Annotated in this window: 21 protein-coding genes; 1 reads left to right on the top strand and 20 read right to left on the bottom strand. The window is 68.8% G+C overall.

The annotated features are described in order from the left end of the window. Positions 1–16 precede the first annotated feature (16 nt). The 18 genes from KVS69_RS06365 to KVS69_RS06280 are packed head-to-tail and all read right to left on the bottom strand — an operon-like array spanning position 17 to position 16,390. Positions 17–1,258 (bottom strand): beta-ketoacyl-ACP synthase, encoded by a 1,242-nt coding sequence (locus KVS69_RS06365; RefSeq protein ID WP_068854444.1) that lies wholly within the window; start codon positions 1,256–1,258, stop codon positions 17–19. Then, positions 1,258–1,989: a 3-oxoacyl-ACP reductase FabG gene (fabG, locus tag KVS69_RS06360; RefSeq protein ID WP_217537511.1), complete on the bottom strand. Its 732-nt coding sequence runs from the start codon at positions 1,987–1,989 to the stop codon at positions 1,258–1,260. Before fabG ends, KVS69_RS06365 begins: the two co-directional genes overlap by 1 nt. Continuing rightward, the gene (locus tag KVS69_RS06355; protein WP_254622056.1) at positions 1,986–2,447 is read right to left on the bottom strand and encodes a hotdog family protein; all 462 of its coding nucleotides are present in this window, start codon (positions 2,445–2,447) and stop codon (positions 1,986–1,988) included. The genes fabG and KVS69_RS06355 overlap by 4 nt, the downstream gene beginning before the upstream one ends. Beyond that, entirely contained in the window at positions 2,444–3,631 is a 1,188-nt protein-coding gene (locus tag KVS69_RS06350) for a beta-ketoacyl-[acyl-carrier-protein] synthase family protein (RefSeq protein ID WP_217537510.1), read from the bottom strand. The genes KVS69_RS06355 and KVS69_RS06350 overlap by 4 nt, the downstream gene beginning before the upstream one ends. After that, positions 3,628–4,179 (bottom strand): DUF3261 domain-containing protein, encoded by a 552-nt coding sequence (locus tag KVS69_RS06345; protein WP_093532651.1) that lies wholly within the window; start codon positions 4,177–4,179, stop codon positions 3,628–3,630. The genes KVS69_RS06350 and KVS69_RS06345 overlap by 4 nt, the downstream gene beginning before the upstream one ends. Beyond that, positions 4,167–5,408: an NAD(P)/FAD-dependent oxidoreductase gene (locus tag KVS69_RS06340; protein WP_095363319.1), complete on the bottom strand. Its 1,242-nt coding sequence runs from the start codon at positions 5,406–5,408 to the stop codon at positions 4,167–4,169. The genes KVS69_RS06345 and KVS69_RS06340 overlap by 13 nt, the downstream gene beginning before the upstream one ends. A gap of 46 nt (positions 5,409–5,454) precedes the next feature. Then, positions 5,455–7,887, bottom strand: coding sequence for an MMPL family transporter (locus KVS69_RS06335; protein ID WP_217537509.1), 2,433 nt, complete (start codon positions 7,885–7,887; stop codon positions 5,455–5,457). Next, positions 7,808–8,434, bottom strand: coding sequence for an outer membrane lipoprotein carrier protein LolA (locus KVS69_RS06330; RefSeq protein ID WP_068854451.1), 627 nt, complete (start codon positions 8,432–8,434; stop codon positions 7,808–7,810). Before KVS69_RS06330 ends, KVS69_RS06335 begins: the two co-directional genes overlap by 80 nt. After that, positions 8,431–8,853 (bottom strand): thioesterase family protein, encoded by a 423-nt coding sequence (locus tag KVS69_RS06325; RefSeq protein ID WP_068854452.1) that lies wholly within the window; start codon positions 8,851–8,853, stop codon positions 8,431–8,433. The genes KVS69_RS06330 and KVS69_RS06325 overlap by 4 nt, the downstream gene beginning before the upstream one ends. Further along, positions 8,840–10,402, bottom strand: a complete 1,563-nt coding sequence (locus KVS69_RS06320) for an aromatic amino acid ammonia-lyase (RefSeq protein WP_217537508.1) — start codon at positions 10,400–10,402, stop codon at positions 8,840–8,842. Before KVS69_RS06320 ends, KVS69_RS06325 begins: the two co-directional genes overlap by 14 nt. Continuing rightward, entirely contained in the window at positions 10,392–11,339 is a 948-nt protein-coding gene (locus KVS69_RS06315; protein ID WP_217537507.1) for an acyltransferase, read from the bottom strand. The genes KVS69_RS06320 and KVS69_RS06315 overlap by 11 nt, the downstream gene beginning before the upstream one ends. Continuing rightward, complete coding sequence (locus KVS69_RS06310; protein WP_254622055.1) at positions 11,336–12,088, bottom strand: glycosyltransferase family 2 protein; 753 nt, start codon at positions 12,086–12,088, stop codon at positions 11,336–11,338. Before KVS69_RS06310 ends, KVS69_RS06315 begins: the two co-directional genes overlap by 4 nt. Further along, entirely contained in the window at positions 12,081–13,769 is a 1,689-nt protein-coding gene (locus KVS69_RS06305; RefSeq protein WP_217537506.1) for an AMP-binding protein, read from the bottom strand. The genes KVS69_RS06310 and KVS69_RS06305 overlap by 8 nt, the downstream gene beginning before the upstream one ends. Then, positions 13,762–14,313, bottom strand: a complete 552-nt coding sequence (locus KVS69_RS06300) for a hypothetical protein (protein ID WP_210131347.1) — start codon at positions 14,311–14,313, stop codon at positions 13,762–13,764. Before KVS69_RS06300 ends, KVS69_RS06305 begins: the two co-directional genes overlap by 8 nt. A 22-nt stretch (positions 14,314–14,335) precedes the next feature. Beyond that, positions 14,336–14,593, bottom strand: a complete 258-nt coding sequence (locus tag KVS69_RS06295) for an acyl carrier protein (protein WP_068854458.1) — start codon at positions 14,591–14,593, stop codon at positions 14,336–14,338. Between the two features lie 19 nt (positions 14,594–14,612). Then, complete coding sequence (locus tag KVS69_RS06290; RefSeq protein ID WP_068854459.1) at positions 14,613–14,873, bottom strand: phosphopantetheine-binding protein; 261 nt, start codon at positions 14,871–14,873, stop codon at positions 14,613–14,615. Then, positions 14,860–15,663 carry a lysophospholipid acyltransferase family protein gene (locus KVS69_RS06285; RefSeq protein WP_068854884.1) on the bottom strand — a complete coding sequence of 268 codons (804 nt, stop codon included), beginning with the start codon at positions 15,661–15,663 and terminating at the stop codon, positions 14,860–14,862. Before KVS69_RS06285 ends, KVS69_RS06290 begins: the two co-directional genes overlap by 14 nt. Then, positions 15,656–16,390, bottom strand: coding sequence for a beta-ketoacyl synthase chain length factor (locus KVS69_RS06280; protein ID WP_217537505.1), 735 nt, complete (start codon positions 16,388–16,390; stop codon positions 15,656–15,658). Before KVS69_RS06280 ends, KVS69_RS06285 begins: the two co-directional genes overlap by 8 nt. A gap of 178 nt (positions 16,391–16,568) precedes the next feature. Between KVS69_RS06280 and KVS69_RS06275 the strand changes: the two genes are divergently transcribed. Further along, positions 16,569–17,591, top strand: a complete 1,023-nt coding sequence (locus KVS69_RS06275; RefSeq protein WP_254622054.1) for a pteridine-dependent deoxygenase — start codon at positions 16,569–16,571, stop codon at positions 17,589–17,591. Positions 17,592–17,624: 33 nt separating this feature from the next. On the opposite strand, the gene cydB is transcribed toward KVS69_RS06275, so the two are convergent. Together cydB and KVS69_RS06265 are read right to left on the bottom strand one after the other, a co-directional pair. Next, positions 17,625–18,638, bottom strand: coding sequence for a cytochrome d ubiquinol oxidase subunit II (gene cydB, locus KVS69_RS06270; RefSeq protein ID WP_068854461.1), 1,014 nt, complete (start codon positions 18,636–18,638; stop codon positions 17,625–17,627). Position 18,639: 1 nt separating this feature from the next. Next, positions 18,640–20,037, bottom strand: coding sequence for a cytochrome ubiquinol oxidase subunit I (locus KVS69_RS06265; protein ID WP_095363256.1), 1,398 nt, complete (start codon positions 20,035–20,037; stop codon positions 18,640–18,642). Positions 20,038–20,237: the final 200 nt, after the last annotated feature.

The raw sequence follows: 20,237 nt of genomic DNA, 5'->3' as shown, positions 1-20,237 counted from the left end.
GTTGCTCGGGGGAAAGTCAGTCCTGCCAGCGGCGGAAGATCAACGAGGTGTTGATGCCGCCGAAGGCGAAGTTGTTGCTCATCACGTACTCGGGCTGCATCTGCCGGCCTTCGCCGCGGATGAAGTCGAGCGCACCGCAGCGCGGGTCGACCTCGTGCAGGTTCAGGGTCGGGGCGAACCAGCCTTCGCGCATCATTTCGATGGTCACCCAGGCCTCGAACGCGCCGCACGCGCCGAGCATGTGGCCGACGTAGCTCTTCAGCGAGCTGATCGGCATGCCTGCGCCGAACACCTGGGCGGTGGCCTGGGTTTCGGCGATGTCGCCGTGCTCGGTGGCGGTGCCATGTGCGTTGACGTAGCCGATCTGCTGCGGTTCCAGCCCGGCGTCTTCCAGCGCCAGGCGCATGGCCTGGGCCATGGTGTCGGCGGTGGGCTGGGTGACATGCTGGCCGTCGCTGTTGGTGCCGTAGCCGACCACTTCGGCCAGGATGGTGGCGCCGCGCGCCTGCGCGTGTTCCAGCTCTTCCAGGATCAGGGTGCCGGCGCCCTCGCCCAGCACCAGGCCGTCGCGGTGGGCATCAAAGGGACTTGGCGTGGTCTTCGGCGCATCGTTGCGCACGCTGGTGGCGAACAGGGTGTCGAACACCGCCGCGGCGGTGGCGTCGAGCTGTTCGGCGCCGCCGGTGACCATCACCGTCTGCTTGCCGCTGCGGATCGCCTCGTAACCCGAGCCCACGCCCTGGCTGCCGGAGGTGCAGGCGCTGGAGGTGGTGTACACGCGACCGGACAAGCCGAAGAACACGCCGATGTTCACCGGCGAGGTGTGGCTCATCATCTTCAGGTAGGTGGTGGCGCTGATGCCTTCGGTGGTGTGTTCGTGGAGCATGCGGCCGAATTCGGCGGTGGCTTCGTGGCTGCCCGACGACGACCCGTAGGCCACGCCGGCCAGGCCGCTGCGCAGCACCGGATGGCCGAGCAGGCCGGCCGCTTCCAGCGCCAGTTCGGTAGCGCGCACCGACATCACCGCCACCTTGCCCATGCTGCGGGTGGTCTTGCGGTTGTAGTTCGAAGGCAGCTCGTAGTCTTCGGCCGGTGCAGCCAGGCGCGTGTTGAGGCCGTCGAACACTTCCCAGCCGGGGATGTAGCGCACCGCGTTTTCCTGCGCATGCAGGCGCGCGCGGATGCTCGGCCAGTCGTGCCCCAGCGGGCTGATGGCGGCGGCACCGGTCACCACGACGCGACGATCGGGTCGGCTCATCAGACCATCCCTCCGTTGACCGAGATCACCTGGCGGGTGATGTAGCCGGCCGATTCGGAGAGCAGGAACGAGACCGCGTGCGCGACTTCGTCCGGCTGGCCCATGCGCCCGGCGGGAATGAGTTTCAGGGCGTGCTCGAGCACTTCTTCGTTGACCATCTCGGTCTCGATCAGGCCCGGTGCCACGCAGTTGACGGTGATCGCGCGGCTGGCCAGTTCCAGCGCCAGCGCCTTGGTGGCGCCGATGATGCCGGCCTTGGCCGCGCTGTAGTTGGTCTGGCCGCGGTTGCCGACCAGCCCCGACACCGAAGACAGGGTGACGATGCGGCCGGGCTTGCGCCGCCGCACCATCGGCATCACCAGCGGGTGCAGCACGTTATAGAAGCTGTCCAGGTTGGTGTGCACCACCGCATCCCAGTCCTCGGCCGGCATGGCCGGGAAGGCACCGTCACGGGCAATGCCGGCGTTGCAGACTACGCCATAGTAGGCGCCGTGCGCCTCGACATCGGCTTCCAGCGCGGTGCGGGCGGCCTCGCGGTCGGACACGTCGAACATCAGCACCCGGGCCTGGCGGCCCAGTGCCTGGATGTCGGCGACCACCGCCTGCGCTTCCTCGATCCGGCTGCGGCAATGCACCACCACGTCGAAGCCATCGCGCGCGACCCGCAGCGCCACGGCGCGGCCGATGCCCCGGCTGGCGCCGGTCACCAGCACGGTCAGATTCCCTGTCATGCCTCTCCACTCTCCAGATAAGCCATCGCATCGCGTGGTTCGAACACCGATACGTTGGCGACCGCCAATTCAACATCCCCTGCCAGGATCCGGCAGGCGAACATGCCCAGTCCATTTTCGCCCATCAGCTCGCAGTGTGCCTCCACCCGCAGGCAGCTGCCCGGCGTGAAGGCCGGCTGGTGGGCGGTATAGCGGCGGGTGCCGAGCAGGAATCCGATCGACGGCTCGCGCCCTTCGGCGCGCGCGCGGCAGCCGGCCCAGGCCGCAATCGCCTGTGCCATGTACTCCACGCCCACCCAGGCGGGCACCCCGTCAGGCGTGGAGAACAGGCCGTGCGTGGGCACGTCCACTTCCACCACGATGGATTCCGGCTGCCATTCGATGACCCGGTCGATCAGCCGCAGGCTCTCGCGATGCGGCAGCACGCTTTCGATATCGGTCGGCAACTCCATGCTCATCCCCGCGCCAACGCCAGCACGGCATTGCTGCCGCCGAAGGCGAACGAATGGCTGAGCACATGCTGCAGCGGCTGCGCCGCGCGCGTGCCAGGCGCCACCAGGGCCAGCGCCGGCAGCGCCTCGTCGCCCTGCCCGTCCCACCAGTGCGTGGGCAGGCGCTGGTCCGGGTTGTCGGCCAGGGTCATCCAGCACAGCGCCGCTTCGATCGCGCCCGAGGCGCCCAGGGTGTGCCCGGTCAGCGGCTTGGTCGAGCTGGCAGGCACCTGCGTGCCCAGCACGCTGGCCACGGCCAGGCTTTCCATGGCGTCGTTGTGGCCGGTGGCGGTGCCGTGCAGGTTGACGTAATCAATCTGGTCGGCGGCCAGGCCGGCGCGGTCCAGCGCCTGCTGGATGGCCTCGATGGCGCCGCGCGCCTGCGGGTCCGGCGCGGACATGTGGTGCGCGTCGGAGGATTCGCCCCAGCCGGACAGGCGCACCGGGCCCGGCTCGCGGGTCATCAGGAACAGCGCGGCGCCCTCGCCGATGTTGATGCCGTTGCGGTGGCGCGAGAACGGGTTGCAGCGCGCGGCCGACACCGATTCGAGCGCGCAGAAGCCGGCCACGGTGAAGCGGCACAGCGAATCGGCGCCACCGGCCACCACGGCATCGACCACTCCCGAACGCAGCAGGCGCGCGGCGGACATCAGCGCCTTGGCGCTGGACGAGCAGGCGGTGGAAATGGTCCAGGCCGGGCCATCGCTGCCGATCCGCTCGCGCACGAAGCGCGCCGAGGTGCCCATTTCCTGCTGCGCGTAATCGAAACCGTCCGGCCAGCGGCCTTCGTCGGCCTGCAGGCGCAGCGCGCCTTCGGATTCGCCGATGCCCGAGGTGCTGGTGCCGATGATCACCGCGACGCGCCCGGCGCCGAAGCGCGCGATCGCCGCTTCCACCGCCGGGCGGATCTGCAGCAGCGCGGTTTCCAGCAGCGCGTTGTTGCGTCCGCGCAGCGCCACCGGCAACGCCGACAGGTCCGGCAGCGGCCCGCTCACTTCGCCCAGCGCCAGGGTCCGCCCGGCGATCAGGGTGTCGTTGTCGCTCAGGCCGCCGGGCTGGTCGGCGAACAGCCCGTCGCGCACCTGCGCGCGCCCGCTGCCCAGTGCGCAGACCACACCCAGCTCGTTCAGATATACCGCGGTACTGCTCACTGTCGTGCCTGTCCCATGTCCAACGATTCAATCACCAGTTCATAGCCTTCGGCCAGGTTGCGCAGGCGCAGGCGGCCGCCGTCGAGCGGTTCCAGTACCAGCCACGCCTTGCCACCCTGCTCCAGGCGGCGGCCACCGTCGGCCTCGACCAGGCTCCATCCAGCGGGAAGCTTCGCCCGGATGGCATCGGCCGGCCACAGCGCGAACTGAAGGTCATCCAGCACGCGTTCGCCACGCACCTGCGGCGGCAGCCACGGGGCGCGCGTCTGTTCCAGGGTGTGCCCGTCCCAGACCATGCGCACGCCGGTCTGGCCCATTGCCTGCACTGCCAGCCGCACCTGCTCGCCATCGGCCTCGAGCAGCGCATCCAGCTCGCGCTCGTGGCTGCCGAAGCGGAACTGCAGGCGCTGCTGCAGCTGCAGCGGTTCGGCCAGCGCCGAGGGTGCCAGCTGCAGGGTCGGCAGCTGCACCAGGGGAGCGGGCATGCGGGTGCTGGCGCAGGCCGCCAGCAACACGCTCAACAGCAACGTCAGGATCAGCCGGTGCACAGTTCCTCCAGCACCCGCAGGCGGCGGCCGCTGTCATCGGCCACGTACGGGTTGGTGGTGTCCCACGCGTAACCGGCCAGGATCGAGGAGATCATGCGGCGCACATCCGGCTGCGGGTCGGGGTGGTAGATGATCTTCTGGAAGCCACCGGCGTACCAGGCCTCGACGAAACGGCGGAAGGTCTTCACCCCGGCGCGCAGCGGAAGGGCGAATTCGCGCTCCCAGTCCACCTGCTCACCGGCATGCCGACGCGCCAGGCAGTCGCTGGCCAGCTGCGCGGACTTGAAGGCGATGGTCACGCCGGAGGAGAACACCGGGTCCAGGAACTCGCCGGCGTTGCCCAGCAGCGCGTAGCCCTCGCCCCACAGCGAGCTGACGTTGGCCGAATAGCCGGTGATGGTGCGCACCGGCAGCACCGCCCATTCGGCGTTCTTCAGCAGGCGGGTCAGGTTCGGGTCTTCGCCGACGATGGCCTGCAGTTTCTCCAGGTCGGTGCCGTCGTACTTCTCGAAGAAGCTCGGCTCGGCCACCACGCCCAGCGAACAGCAGCCGTTGGAGAACGGGATGGTCCAGTACCACACGTCCACGTGTTCGGGATGGGTGGTGATCAGGATCTTGTTGCGGTCGAAACCGGCATCGGCCGGAATGTGGTCGCGCACGTGGCAGAAGATCGCACCGCGCACCGGGAAGTTCGACGGCGATTCCAGGTTGAGCAGGCGCGGCAGCAGGCGCGCGAAGCCGCTGGCATCGAGGATGAAGCCGGCTTCGATGGTGTACTCGCTGCCATCCGGGCGGCGCACCTGCACGCGCGCCGGGCTGCCCGGCTCGACCGACAGCACTTCGTCGCCGAAACGAAGGGTGGTGCCCATGCGCTCGGCACCGCGCGCCAGCACGTCGTCGAAATTGGCGCGCTGCACCTGGTAGGTGGTGCCCCAGCCCGGCGAGAACTTGTCGCGGAAGTCGAACTCGGTGGTGCGCTCGCCGCGCACGAAGGCCGCGCCGTTCTTGTACTGGAAGCCGGCTTCGACCACGTCCTGCAGCAGGCCGGCCGCTTCGATGTACTCCATGCTCTGCGGCAGCAGGCTCTCACCGATGGAGAAGCGCGGGAACTGCTGGCGCTCCAGCATCAGCACCTGGCGGCCCTGCTGGCGCAGCATGGCGGCGGCCACGGAACCGGCAGGACCTGCTCCGATCACCAGGATTTCAGTTGTTTCCAATGCTGCGGTCATCGATGCATCCTTGATCAAGAAGTAGGGGGGAGTCCGGCGCGGTCGCTCAGTGCGGTGCGTCGTGCGGTGGCGGGCGGAACAGCGGCGAGATCAACCAGACCAGGCCGATGCCGAACAGCAGGGTGAGGCCGAACGCGCGCAGCGCCGGCGTGGCCGACAGGCCCAACAGGCCGAACGACAGCCAGGTACTGGCCGCGCCGACGCAGACCGCCAGCCAGGCGCTGGCATCGCCGCGGTGTTCGATCAGGAAGATGCCGTAATCGATGCCCATGCCGAGCAGCAGCATCAACGCCAATACATTGAACAGCTGCAGCGGCTGCCCGAACAGGCCGAGCAGGCCCAAGGTGAGCGCGCCGGCCGCCAGCGTGGGAGCGAACACGCGCCATGCCTGCGCGCGGTAGCGCCAATACAGCACCGCGAACACCAGCACGATGCCCACCAGCAGCAGCGCGCTCATCAGCTTGCGGTAGTGCTTGAGCAGCGCGGAGAAATCGGCGGTGCGGTCGACCCAGCGCACGCCGTCGATGCCCTTGGCCTGCGCTTCGAGCAGCGTCAGCGCATCGGCGCGGGAGAGGTCATCAACCATCACCACCGAGGCCATGCCCTTGCCCACTTCGCCCAGCCACAGGTGGCGGAACGGCATGGCGGCGGGCGACGCCAGGAACGCCTCGGCCTGCAGGTCCTGCGCCGCGTAGTCCGGGCGCTGCAGGCTTTCACCGACCGTTTCGCCGACGGCAGCCAGTACCTGCGGCTCGACCCGCGCGGTCAGCGCGGCATCGGCGTGCTGGCGCTGTACCGACGGCAGCCACTCGCTGATCGCGCGGTAGCCGCCGATCTGCTTGTTCGCCGAGAGCACGCGCAGGCGCTCGATCAGCGCTTCTTCGTGTTCCAGCACCTGTTCGGCGTTGTCGCCCTGCACCAGGTAGAACTGCGCAGGGCTGGGCATGCCCAGCATCTGGCTGATGCGGATCTGCTGGTTGATCAGCGACATCGGCGAGGACTGCAGGCTGCGCAGGTTGTCGTCCGCGGTCAGGCGCAGCATGCCAAGGCCCGACAGCACCACCACCGCACCCAGGAACAACCCGACCGGGCGGCGCCCGTGCAGGCGCGGCCAGCGCTCCAGCGTGGCGCCCAGCCAGCGCGCGAAGCGGGTACTGCGGATTTCGCCGCCATCCAGCCATGGGAACCAGAAGATTACGGTCAGGAACGCACCGGCCAGGCCCACAACGGAGAACAGCGCCATCTGGCGCAGACCGGGGAACGGCGCCAGGCCCAGCGCGAGGTAGGCCAGCGCGCTGGTCACCAGTGCCAGCCACAGGCCGGGCAGCAGGTGCCGCAGCAGTTTCCAGCGGCGGTCGGCCGGCTCGGCCTGGCGCGAGGCGAACCAGTGGATGCCGTAATCCTCGGCGACGCCGACCAGCGAGGCCCCGAACACCAGGGTCAGCACGTGCACCTTGCCGAACACCAGCACGGTCACCGCCAGCGCCACGCCGCAGCCGATCAGCAGCGAGGCGGCCACCAGCAGGATCGGGCGCAGCGAACGGAATGCAAGCCACACCAGCAGCAGCACCGCCGCCAGCGAACCCCAGCCGATGGTGTTGATTTCCCAGTTGGCCTGCACCGCGGCGGCCTCGGCGTGCAGCGGCACGCCGGCGCGCAGTACTTCCAGGCCGGGGTCGTGCTTCGCCGCAGCGGCGGTGGCGGCATCGAGCAGCAGGTCGATATGGCGCTCACCATCGAGCTGGAACGCGGAACCCAGCGTTTCGTACTGGATGACCGACCAGTGCTTGCCGTCGGCCTCGAGCAGGCCGTCGTCGCCCATGCGCAGGCCGGAGGCGGCAGCCCGCTCCTGCCACCACTGCGGCCACAGTGACAGCGGGTCCTGCCGCCATTCGGTCAGGCGCGGCGCGCCCATCGGGCCGTACAACGCGGCCAGCGCGGATTCGGACAGGCTTTCGGCGGACTCATCCTGCAGGCGCTGGCGCTGCTGCCCGGTCAGCAGGCGGTCGCGGTACGGCGCGTAGAACGCGCGCGCCTGGTCGAACCAGCCTTCGATGGAGCCGCTTTCCTGCAACAACGCCTTGCCCTGCGGATCGTCGCGCAGGCGCTGGCGGAAGGCCTGCTCGGCGGCCTTGGTGGCCGCGCCGTCGGCGCTGCCGAGCAGCACCACGATCTGCCGCGCATTCGCATCGGCGATGCGCCGGGTTACATCGGACAGCAGGCGGTCGTGCGCATCCTGCGGCAGCAGCGCCAGGATGTCGGTGTCGATCCGAGATTCCTTCGACCACAGCTGCCATTGCTGCACGCCCAGCCCGACCAACACCAGCAGCCACGCCACCGCCAGCCAGCGCCATGCGCGCTGCAGCCGGCCGTTCTCGCGCCAGGCCGAATTCAACGACTCATTCAAACCGGCGGTCCTCGTCGGCGCTGAGCTGCGCCGGGGTTTCGCCCAGGGCGGTGAAGTGGATGCGGGTGACATCCTGGTTCGCTTCGGTGATCTGCACTTCCCGCACGTAACGGTCGCCGCTCAGTTCGAGCGCGCTGAACACCTTGGCCAGCATCGGCGAGCGCGGGGTAAGGTGCATGCGCCAGCCGTTGTCGGGCAGCGCGTCGACCTTCACCGTGAACTGCGCGGACAGCGCCTGCGCATCGCCGCTCATGAGCGCGAACATGATCGCGTTGACCGACCGCATCGCCGGCTGCTGGCGGCCGTCCAGTTCGACCCGGCTGCTGCCATCGCGCTGGCGGCTGAGGATGCGGTCGCGGGTGACCACCACTTCGGAGGGGAACGGCTTGAGCGTGGTCCAGATCACGCCACGGTCCTGGGCCAGCACGAAGCGGCCCTGGGAGCGCAGCGGATTCTTGAAGCCCGAAACCTGCTTGTCCTGGCTGAATTCGCCGCGCAGCACGTTGACCTTGGCCACGCGCTGCTTGACCAGGTCCACGCTGGCGGCCGGCGCGGCGAGCACGGGGCTGGCCACGGCCAGCAGCACCAGCACGCCCAGCGTGCGCAGGAAACGGATCATGGCACCTGTACTCCCAGCCGTTCCCAGAGCACCGACGGGCACAGGTACAGCATTTCGTTGGTGGCCGCGTCGACCGCGACCTGGATGGTGTGGGCACGGGTGAGCACCTGGCCGCTGTCGGCGTCGAAGATCTCGTAGGCGATCTTCAGGCGGTTTTCCCACTCGGTGATGGTGGCGCGCACGCGCAGCGCCTGGCCGTACAGCAGCGGGCGGATGTACTTCACCCGCGCGTCGACCACCGGCCAGATGTAGCCGGAATCGCGCATCTGCGGGTAGTCGTAGTCATGGCGCTGCAGCAGCGCGCAGCGCGCCACTTCGAAGTACTTGAAGTAGTTGCCGTGCCACACCACGTGCATCGGATCGCAGTCGTGGAAGGTCGGCGACAGCGCGACCTCGAAGCTCAGGTCAGGGACGGTCATACAGGCTCCAGCGCTGGCTGCGGATATCGTCGAGCAGGCTGCGCAGCTCGCCGTCCAGGGCGCGGTCTTCTTCCACCAGCGCGATGCGTTCGCACAGGTCCTGGTACATGGCGGCCAGGTCACCGTGCAGGGTGGCGTTCATGCCGACCCGCTCGCGCAGGGCCACGCCTTGGCGTGCGGCGATCAGCATGCCGGCCACCACCTGTTCGGTCAGCTCGATCACGCGCAGGCAGTCGCGCGCGGCGATGGTACCCATGCTGACCTTGTCCTGGTTGTGGCATTCGGTGGAACGCGAGAACACCGAGGCCGGCATGGTCTGCTTGAGCGCTTCGGCGGTCCACGCCGAGACGCTGATCTGCAGCGCCTTCAGGCCGTGGTTGATCGCCGCACGCTCACCGGTGGAGGCCGACAGGTTGGCCGGCAGGCCGTGGTTGAAGCGCGCGTCCACCACCAGCGCCAGCTGGCGGTCGAGCAGATCGGCCAGGTTGGCGATGGTGTTCTTCAGCGCATCCATGGCGAAGGCGATGTGGCCACCGTAGAAGTGGCCACCGTGCAGGATGCGCTCGCCATCGGCGTCGATCAGCGGGTTGTCGTTGGCGCTGTTGAGTTCGGTTTCGATGAACTGGCGCAGCAACGGCAGCGCATCCTGGACCACGCCGATCACGTGCGGGGCGCAGCGCAGCGAGTAGCGGTCCTGCAGGCGCTGTTCGTTGCGGGGCGGGCGGTCGCTGTGCAGGTCGTCGCGCAGGCGCGCAGCGATCTGCATCTGGCCCGGATGTGGCTTGGCGGCGAACAGCATTTCATCGAAATGGTGTGCGTTGCCGTCGCTGGCCAGCACGTTGAAGGCGGTCAGGCGGGTGGCCAGCTTGGTGAGATAGTCAGCTCGGTCGTAAGCCAGGCAGGCCAGCGCGGTCATCACCGCGGTGCCGTTCATGATCGCCAGGCCTTCCTTCGGCCGCAGCCGCAGCGGGGCCATGCCGATCTCGGCCAGCACCTCGGCGGCCGGGCGGCGTGCGCCCTGGTACATCACCTCGCGTTCGCCACACAGCACGGCGGCCACGTAGGACAGCGGAGTGAGGTCGCCACTGGCGCCGACCGATCCTTCGGCCGGAATCAGCGGCAGCACGTCGTGGCGCAGCAGCGTGGCCAGACCCTGCAGCAGCGGATGGCTCACGCCCGACATGCCACGCACCAGCGAGGCCAGGCGCGCGGCGATGACCGCACGGGTCTCCTGTTCGTCCAGGAAGCGGCCCAGGCCACAGCCGTGGTAGGTGAACAGATGGTGCGGCAGTTCGGCCACCAGTGCCGGTGGAATGTTGACCGTGCACGAATCGCCGTAGCCGGTGGTCACGCCGTAGATCACCCCGTCCTCGCGCAGCAGGCGATCGAGGAAATCGGCGCCGCGCTGGATGCGCGCGGTGAATGCCGGGTCGTCGCTGACCACGGCGTCGGCCTGGCGCTGCGAGAGCGCGACCACGTCTTCAATGGTCAGCGGCGCATCGCCGAAGCGGAGCGTCCGGGTCGGGGTGGAGCCTGCATTACGTGCCATGAGATGCCTGATCCCAGAAGGGGAAGAAGTTGAACCAGTCCAAGGGGGCTTCGGTGACCTGGCGTTCCAGCCACCGGGCGAAATGTTCGGCCTGCGCGGTCAGCGCGGCATCGCGCGAGCCGCGCGGCAGGGTGATGCGGTCGCTGAAGTGCTCGAAGCGCACGCGGTAGCCCGTGCCTTCGTGCAGGCAGGCCATGGTGTACACCGGGCAGGCCAGCGCCGAGGCGAGTACATAGGCGCCGATCGGGAACTGGGCGGTATGGCCCAGGAACGGTGCCGGCACGGTGCGCCCGCCGCGCAGCGGCACGCGGTCGCCGACGATGGCCACGAATCCGCCGGCCTGCACGCGGCGCTGCAGCTCCACGGCGGTGGCCGGGCCCATGTCGGTGACCTGCATCAGTTCGACCGAGGCCAGTGGATCCAGCCGCTGCATGAGCCGGTTGAAGCGCTGCGCATGTGCGGTGTGCACCAGCACGGTGATGTGGAAGCCGGGCACCTGCTCGGCCAGCACCTGGCACAGCTCCAGGCAGCCGATGTGCGCGGTGAGGATCAGCCCACCTTCGCGGCGTGCGATCTTTTCCAGCATCAGGTCGCGCTGCAGCCGGATGCGCTCGGGCGGATAGCGCCCGCCCAGGCCCAGCAGCTTGTCCAGCAGCGTATCGGCGAACAGCGCGAAGTGTTTCAGGCTGGTCCAGCGCCCCGGCGTACCGCCGAGCACCCCGGTATGCGCCTGCAGCCGCTGCAGGTACTGCAGCGAGGCGCGGCGCGCCACGCCGTTGCTCAACCAATGGCACAGCACCACCGGGTATACGCACAGGCGGAACGGCCAGCGTCCAAACCAGCGGTGCACCCAGCACAGGAACAGCACCCCGGCGGCCGAGGTGGTCTCGCCCAGGTCGGCCCAGTGCGGGGCGTTGGCCGGTGCCGGTGCGTTCATGCCGCCGCGGTTCCTGCGACGCGGCGCCACAGCAGGCGCGGGGCGCGCCGCAGCATGCCGAAGAAAAGGCGGGTGTGCATGCGGCTGATGCGCACGTTGTCGCGCCACACATCGAAGTGCGACACGCCATCGCTGGGATAGGTCACCCGGGTGGGCAGGCTGATCACCTGCACGCCACGCCAGAACAGCCGCACCAGGATCTCGCTGTCGAAATCCATGCGCCGGCCGATGGTTTCCTCGCCCACCAGGCGGGTGACCGGGGCCAGCGGATACAGCCGGAAGCCGCACATTGAATCGCGGATCTGCAGCGAGAGCGTATTGATCCAGACCCAGATATGGGTGGCATAGCGCCCGTACAGGCGTGCCTTGGGCACGCTGTCGTCGTAGACCGGAATGCCGCAGATCACCGCCTGCGGGTGCTGCGTGGCCAGGGCCACGAAGCGCGGAATATCGGCCGGGTCGTGCTGGCCGTCGGCATCGATCTGCAGCACATGGGTATGCCCACGCCGCGCCGCTTCAGCGAAGCCGGCCAGCATCGCGCCGCCCTTGCCCTGGTTCACCGCCAGGCGCAGCAGGCTGACCTGCTCCGGGTGTGCCTGCGCCAACGCCTGCAGCACCTGCGCGCAGGCCGGGTGCGAGCCATCATCCACCAGCAGGCACGGCAGGCCACTGGCACGCACGCCCTGCACCACCGCGCCGATGGCGTGTTCGTGGTCGTAGACGGGAATCACCACCAGCGGCTCAAGCATCGCCGAACACCACCCGCCCGCTGGCATGCACGCCGTGGTCGGAGACATAGCGGAAGCTCAGCACCGATTTCAGCGCATCCCAGCCCAACGTCAGCTGCAGTCGGTCGCCCGGCCGCGCCACGTGCTGGAACTTCAGGGCGTCCATCCGCTCGAAACGCGGCGGCATGGCGAAGGCTTCGCGCGCGTAATGGATCGCCCAGTCCAGCTGGACCACCCCGGGCAGGATCTTCGCCTGCGGGAAGTGGCCATCGAAGGCGACCAGATCCGGTTCGAGCGGGAGCACCAGCACGGCGGCATCCGCGGCGCGCTGCTGCCACTGTGCCACCGGCAGCAGCGGCCGGAACAATGCTTCCAGCGCGGCGGCGGTGATCTTGCCCTGCGCGTTGTACGGCAGTTCGTCGATGAAGCGCCAGCGCCGCGGGCGGGTCACCGCATCATGGCTGTGGGCCAGGTGCGCACCCAGCGCCTGCGACAGCTGGCGGCGCTGTGCATCGGTCCACTGCGCCACGCCACCGTTGTGCGGCACTACCACGGCGGCGAGCTGTTCGCGTGCGCCCTGCAGCACCAGCACGCGCACGTCCCGTACCTGCGGGTGCGCGCGCAGCTGCTGTTCCAGCGCGTCGAGCGAGACCCGGCGTTCTTCGATCTTGACGATGCGGTCGGCGCGCCCGAGCAGGCGGAAGCTGCGCCCGGCATCGGCCTCCACGCGGTCCTGGGTCTGCCACCAGCCGTCGTCGACCAGGTGCGGCGAGGACACGGCCAGGCAGCCTTCCTCGATCCGCCAGGACACGCCCGGCAGCGGGTGCCACTGCGGCTGTTCGGCGCTCCATTGGCGCCAGGCGATGCCACCGGTTTCGCTGCTGCCGAACACTTCGGTGGGTGCCACGCCGAGCAGCGCGCGGGCCTGCAGCGCGGCCTCGCTGGGCAGCGGGCCGCCAGAGGAAAACACCGCGCGCAGCTGGCCGCACAGCGATGACCAGTCCAGCTGTTCGGGCAGGCGCTTGAGATGGGCCGGGGTGGCGACCAGCACCGAGGGCTGGTGCGCCAGCGCGCTGACCAGGTCTTCATGGAAGAAGCGGCGCGGCTGGATCGAGCGACCCGCCGCCAATGGCCACAGCACCCGGAACAGCAGGCCGTAGATGTGCTGGTGCGAGACCGTGCCGTGTACCTGCGCGCCATCGAGCTGCGCACCGAACGCGGCCTGCAGCGCATCCACCTCGCGGGTCAGCTGGCGCATGCGCTTGCTGATCGCGCTGGGCGCGCCGGTGCTGCCGGAGGTGAACACCACCAGTTCCAGCGCGTCTTCGTCCAGCACGGCCAGCTCGGCCTGAGGGTCGGCGGCGTCGCGCGGCTGCAGCGGCGCGAAATGCGCCGGCACGTCACCGGCGAAGCCGGCCACGCGCGGGGCCAGCCCGTCCAGGGTGGCCGGCAGGTTGTCGCCGCCCAGGAACACCCGCTTGCCGGCATGCCAGGCACCGAACAGCGCGGCGGCGAAGTCCAGGGTGTCGTCGAAATAGAGCGCCCAGTCGCGGCCGGGCGCGGCGGCGAAGGCCTGCTGCCAGCCGATGACCCGGGTGCGGAACTGCGGGTGCGCCACGGCACTGCCCGCCGCATCGATGCCGACGATGCGTTCGGCCCGGGGCAGCTGCGCCAACCGGTCCAGCGCGATCCACTCAGCCATGCGCGTGTGCCGCCTTCACCCGCCGCCGCACCAGCCATTCACCACCAAACAGGACACCCATCATCACGTACGCCAACAATCCGTTGTAGAGCGCCCAGACCTGGTTGGAGGCCCAGAACGCCGTGAGCAGGGCCAGGCCCCCGTTGAGAACAAAAAAGCCGCACCACACCTGGGTGACACGGCGGGTATAGACCACGGCGAACGGCGGCAGTTCCGGCTCGGTCAAGCGCGCCAGCCGCTCCACCGCGCTGGGCGGGAAACGCAGGCTGGTGGCAAAGATCACCAGCATCACCGCATTGACCAGCGCCGGGTACAGCTTCAACGGCAGCGCCTGGTTGAACGCGGTGGCCAGCAGGGCCAGCACGCCGGCGCCGATCGCGGCGGCCCACCACACCGGCTGGCGGGTGGTCAGTGCGCGCAGCGCGGCCAGGGCGAACAGCAGCAGGGCCATCCAGCGCGGCTCGAAGCGTCCCAGCGAGAGATACACCACCAGCGGGTACGCCAGCGACAGCACTGCAAACGCCGCGACGCGTACCCGGACCATGGTCGATCTTCAGCGGCGGCCGTCAGGCGGCCGCTTGCCCGGGCAGCAGCCCATGCACCACATCGACGATGTCCTGCACGGTGCGGACCGCCTTGAAGGCTTCCGGCTGCAGGTTGCGGCCGAGCAGCGGCTTGAGCTGCACGATCAGGTCCACGGCATCGATGCTGTCGATGTCCAGGTCGTCGTACAGGCGGGCCTGGGGCGTGATGCGCACCGGTTCGATCTCAAAGCTGTCCTTGAGGATCTTGACGATGCGATCGAAAAGTTCGTTCTTGGTCATGGCAAATCCTGAGACGCCGTTAAGACTGCTGGCGTGCGGCGACAAACTCGCCAAGGGCACGCACGCTGGAAAAATGGCGACGGGTCTCTTCCGAGTCGGCGGACAGGCTGACACCGTACTTTTTCTGCAGGGCCAAACCAAGTTCAAGCGCGTCGATCGAATCCAGGCCCAGCCCCTCCACGAACAGGGGTGCGGCGGCGTCGATGTCGTCCGGAGTGATGTCTTCCAATGAAAGCGATGAAATGATCAATTCCTTGATCTCGTGCTCAAGTGCCTGCACGGCTTGGTTCTCCAGCGAAGTCAAAGTAGTGGGCAAGGTGATCGGTCACGCGCCGGGCCGCCAAGGCATCCCCCCTGGGCGTATCGTCGGCCCCGGTCAGGAACGGGGCGATCGGGAGATCTTCCCCGACTTCCAGCTGAACGTGAAAACGCCGTGATGGCACACGATACCATTTCTGGCCCTTGGTCAGGGTAGGCGGGGTGCAGGTGATCCTGACCGGGGTAATGTCCAGCCGGCCCCGGACGGCAATGTTGGCGGCGCCGCGTTGCAGCCGCAGCGGCTGTCCCGGGACAGTGCGGGTGCCCTCCGGGAAGATCACCAGGTTGCCCCCGGCCTTGACGGCGGCGATGCAGTCATCGATCAGCCCCGCCCCGTCGCTATTGGCCACGTAGCCGGCCGCGCGGACCGGGCCGCGCATGAAGGGGTTGCAGGCGACAGCCTGCTTCACGACGCAATCGGCGTTGGGCAGCTGGGCGATCAGCAGCACCACGTCGATCAGGGTGGGATGGTTGGCCAGGATCAGCAGACCGTTGCGCTGCAGGCGTTCCGCGCCCCGGATCTCGTACGTCATCACCCCCAGCCAGCGCATCAGCGCGACATGGCTGGCGAAACTGAATTGGACCAGCCGGCGCGCCAGGGTGCGCCGCCGGGCCGTGTGACGGACCAGCAGCAGCAGCGGAAACAGCAGCCCACCCAGCAGCAGCCCGCCGATCCCGAAGGCGGCGAAACTGACGCCGGTGCCGACCACGCGCCAGGCGTGGTCGAGGCGGGCGCGCCAGCGCTCAGCCATGGCGCTGCCAGGACCACTGCTGGCCATCGGCCTGGAACTGCAGCGCCGGCTCGCCAGACAGCAGGAAGCGCAGCGCGTCCAGGCTGTGCGGCAGCGCGCCGGGCGGGCTGTCCTGCCCGCCCCGGCCCCAGCCCAGCGACAGCCGGGTGCCCGGCGCATCGGCGCGGGCCAGCCGCCAGCACCAGGCGAAGAAGGGGTCAGGCTCATCGGCGAACCCGGCGTACACCGCCGGCAGCGGCGATTCGTAGGCGATCACGCGCACTTCCGGGGCGCCATCGGCGAGCAGCCCGAAGGCCTCCACGCAGGCGGCCTCCACCGTGCCCCGGCCGCCGGCCAGGGCCAGGTAGTTGCCGCGCTGGCCGCGCGCGATCGAATACAGCGCGGCCACCGCGTTGTGCACCGACAGGCCAAAGCCAGTGGGCGACATCGGGGCATCCTGGCGCAGGGTATCGAGCAGTTCCATCGAACGGGCCACGTCGCCATGCCGGGACGCGAACACCAGCGGCACCTGGCCGGCATCGTCGGGCTGTTCGCACCAGCACGCGGCCTGGATGGCCATGCGGCCCAAGCGCTCGATGCGGCGGCGTTGCATGGCCGGCACTTCCGGCAACGCGGGCGTGTCGTCGCCTTCGGGCAACGTCGGTGCGTGGGCCCACGCCTGCCAATCCGATTTCGTGGTCAGTCCCGGTGCCCAGGCCGACCAATCCACAACAGAGAACTCGATCATTCACGCCAACATGGTTATGGGCACCTGGACAGCACGAGCCTTGGCGGCAACGCGGATCGGCTCCCCCATTCCAGCCGGCCCACGCCTGTCTTCGACATCGTCCGGCGTGTTCGGCACGCCGCGAAAGGAGCGCACGCTATCATGACACCCTCGGCACTGGCAGTTTTCACAATCTGAAATGAGTAGCACGATCCACAGCGTAGCGGCCGCGCAGGTCCTTTCTCCCTCGGCAGACCCCGCGCTGTTCCGTGCGTTTTATGCCCCCGCTGCTGAACGCGACGCCGCCCTGGTCGACCCGCGCACGCTGGCCGTGTTCGGCTTTTCAACGGCTGCCGCGCCCTGCGACGACCCGCGCTGGCTGCAGGTGCCGCTGGCCGAACAGGGCCCGCCGCAGGTCGAGATCTGGCAGGGCGCCAGCCCGGTGCAGCACGGCGTGCGCGGGGGCGTGCGCTGGTCGGCCAACGACACGTTGCTGTTCGGCGCGATCGAAATTGACGAGGTCGACGGTGATATCGAGTCGGCCGCGGCAGACGCCTACGCTCGGATGAGTGGCTTTCTGGCCAACTGCGGTTTCCCGCACCTGCTGCGCACCTGGAACTACCTGGACGCGGTGACCGAAGGCGACGGCGACCAGGAACGCTACCGGCGCTTCTGCGTGGGCCGGGTGCGTGGGCTGCGCGAGCTGGACGAGGCCGCGCTGCCGGCAGCCACCTGCATTGGCCGTTTCGATGGCGTACGCCGCCTGCAGGTGTACTGGCTGGCGGCCCGCGAGGCCGGCCTGCCGCTGGAGAACCCCCGCCAGGTCAGCGCGTTCCGCTACCCGCGCCAGTACGGCCCGCAGTCACCCAGCTTCTCGCGCGCTCTTTTGCCGCCGCCTGCCACCGGCCTGCCGCTGTTGCAGTCAGGCACGGCGGCCATCGTCGGGCATGTCTCGCAGCACACCGGGTCAGTGGCCGAGCAGCTGGAAGAGACCCTGACCAACCTGCAGAGCCTGGTGGATGCCGCGCGCCTGCAGCGGCCGGGGCTGCCGGCCGCGCTGGGGGCGGAATCCGTGTTGAAGGTGTATGTGCGCCGGGCCGAGGACATGCCGGCGATTGCAGCGCGAATGGCCGGACTGCCGGGCAGCCCTGCCTTCGTGGTGCTGCACGCCGAGGTGTGCCGCGCCGAATTGCTGGTCGAGATCGAAGGCCTGCACGGGTGACGCGCGTGACGACCAACGGTCGTCACCGATCCGTCAATGGTATCCGGCGTCCGCGCGGACCTTGCCGCGGAATACGCGGTACGACCACGCCGTGTAGCCCAGGATCACCGGCAGCAGCACCACCAGGCCGACCAGGCTGAAGCCCATCGACGAGGCCGGCGCCGCCGCCTGCCACAGGGTCATGCTGGGCGGCAGCAGGTAGGGCCACATGCCCAGCACCAGCCCGATGAAGCCGAGCACGAACAGCGCCAGCGTCAGCAGGAACGGCGGCAGGTCGCGGCGCGGGTGCATGGCGCTGCGCCACAGCGCCACCGCCACGCCCAGGGTCAGCAGCGGCACCGGCGACAGCCACCAGAAGTTGCCGTCGCTGAACCAGCGCGCCATCAGGCGCGAATCCAGGAACGGCAGCCACGCACTGACCAGCCCCATGAACACGATCACCGCCACCACCAGCGGCCGGGTCAGGGTGCGCGCAAAGGTCTGCTCGCGGCCTTCGGTCTTCAGGATCAGCCAGGTGCTGCCCAGCAACGCATAGCCGAACACCACCGCCGCGCCGGTCAGCATCGAGAATGGGCTGAACCAGCCGAACGGCCCACCCACGTACTGCCCGTCCACCACCTGCAGGCCCTGCACCAGCGCACCCAGGATCACGCCCTGGGCAAACGCGGCCAGCACCGAGCCCAGCCCGAAGGCCACGCTCCACAACCGCCGCGAACGGTGCGCCTTGAAGCGGAATTCAAACGCCACCCCGCGGAACACCAGCGCCACCACCAGCAGCAGCACCGGCAGGTACAGCGCCGACAGCAGCGCCGCATAGGCCTTGGGGAAGGCGGCCATCAGCCCTGCCCCGCCCAGCACCAGCCAGGTTTCGTTGCCGTCCCAGATCGGCGCGGCGGTGTTCATCATCACGTCGAGCTGTTCTTCATCCTCGGCCATCGGCGCGAGGATGCCGATGCCCAGCACGAAGCCATCCAGCACCACGTACATCAGCACGCCAAAGCCGATCACCGCGAACCATGCCACCGGCAGCCAGGTCGTCATCTCCATGTCAGCGCTCCTCCAGCGGTTCGTCGGCACCGGACAGCGGCCGCGCCGGGGTGTGGCTGCCGTCTTCGATTGGCGGTTGCTGGTCGTGCGGCTTGGGCCCGGTACGGATGATCTTGACCAGGTACCAGATGCCCCAGCCGAACACGAACGCGTAGCCGACGATGTACACGCCCAGCGACAGCGCGGTCATCCACGCGCTCTGCGGGCCCACCGCGTCAGCGGTGCGCAGCACGCCGTAGACCACCCACGGCTGGCGGCCCATTTCAGTGACGAACCAGCCCGACACCAGCGCAATGAAGCCGCTGGGCAGCATCCAGTTCCAGCCGCGCACCAGCCAGCGCGATTCCAGCAGGCGACCGCGCCACCACTGGAAGGCCGACGCCCAGGCCAGCAGCAGCATCAGCGTGCCCAGCCCGACCATGATGCGGAAGGCGAAGAACACCGGCACCACCGGCGGCCGCTCGCTGGCCGGCACGGAAGTGAGCGGATCGAAAGTCCCGTCCAGTGAATGGGTCAGGATCAGGCTGCCCAGGCGCGGAATGGCGATCTCGAAGTCGTTGCGCTCGGCCTTCTCGTTGGGTACCGCGAACACCACCAGCGGCACGCCTTCGCCCTCGCCTTCGGCATGCCAGTGCGCTTCCACCGCCGCGATCTTCATCGGCTGGTGCTTGAGTGTGTTGAGGCCATGCATGTCGCCCACGAAGATCTGCACCGGCACCGTCAGCGCGGCGAAGGCCACCGCCGCCAGCAGCATGGTGCGCCCGGCTTCAACATGCTTGCCCTTGCGCAGGTACCACGCCCCCACCCCGCCGATCACGAAACAGGTGGTGATGAACGAGCCCAGCGCCATGTGCGCCAGCCGGTACGGGAAGGAGGGGTTGAATACCACCTGCCACCAGTCCTGGGGCACCACGATGCCATCGATGATGGCGTGCCCGGCCGGGGTCTGCAGCCAGCTGTTGGACGAAAGGATCCAGAAGGTGGACACCAGCGTGCCCAGCGCCACCATGCAGGTGGACAGGAAATGCAGGCGCGGCGAGACCTTGCCCCAGCCGAACATCATCACGCCCAGGAAGCTGGCCTCCAGGAAGAACGCGGTGAGCACTTCATAGGTGAGCAGCGGCCCGATCACGCTGCCGGCCACCTGGCTCAGGCGCGGCCAGTTGGTGCCGAACTGGAAGGCCATGACGATGCCGCTGACCACGCCCATGCCGAAGGACACCGCGAAGATCTTCTGCCAGAAGAAGTACAGCTCGCGCCAGATCGGCTTCTTCGTGCGCAGCCACTGGCCCTCGACGAAGGCCAGCCAGCTGGCCGTGCCGATGGTGAAGGCCGGAAACAGCACATGGAAACTGATGACGAACCCGAACTGGATCCGCGACAACAACAACGCGTCCACGCGACGCCTCCGCAGCATTCTCTGGAATCCGCACCAGTCTGGGCCGATTTCCGTGAAGAGGGCATGCGACCCGGTGACGCGCTGCTTCACTTTGTCGCAGCCACGCAGGGCGTGGCTCTACGCACAACAGCCCGATTGCGGCCACGCATCATTCGACGGCCGATGACCGGGCTGGGGGAGAGCCCCCTTTTTGTTAAAGG

The organism is Stenotrophomonas sp. GbtcB23 (genome assembly GCF_019091045.1).
Lineage (GTDB): Bacteria > Pseudomonadota > Gammaproteobacteria > Xanthomonadales > Xanthomonadaceae > Stenotrophomonas > Stenotrophomonas rhizophila_A.
The sequence above is the reverse complement of the archived record's forward strand: the minus strand, read 5'-3'. Positions and strand labels throughout refer to the sequence as shown.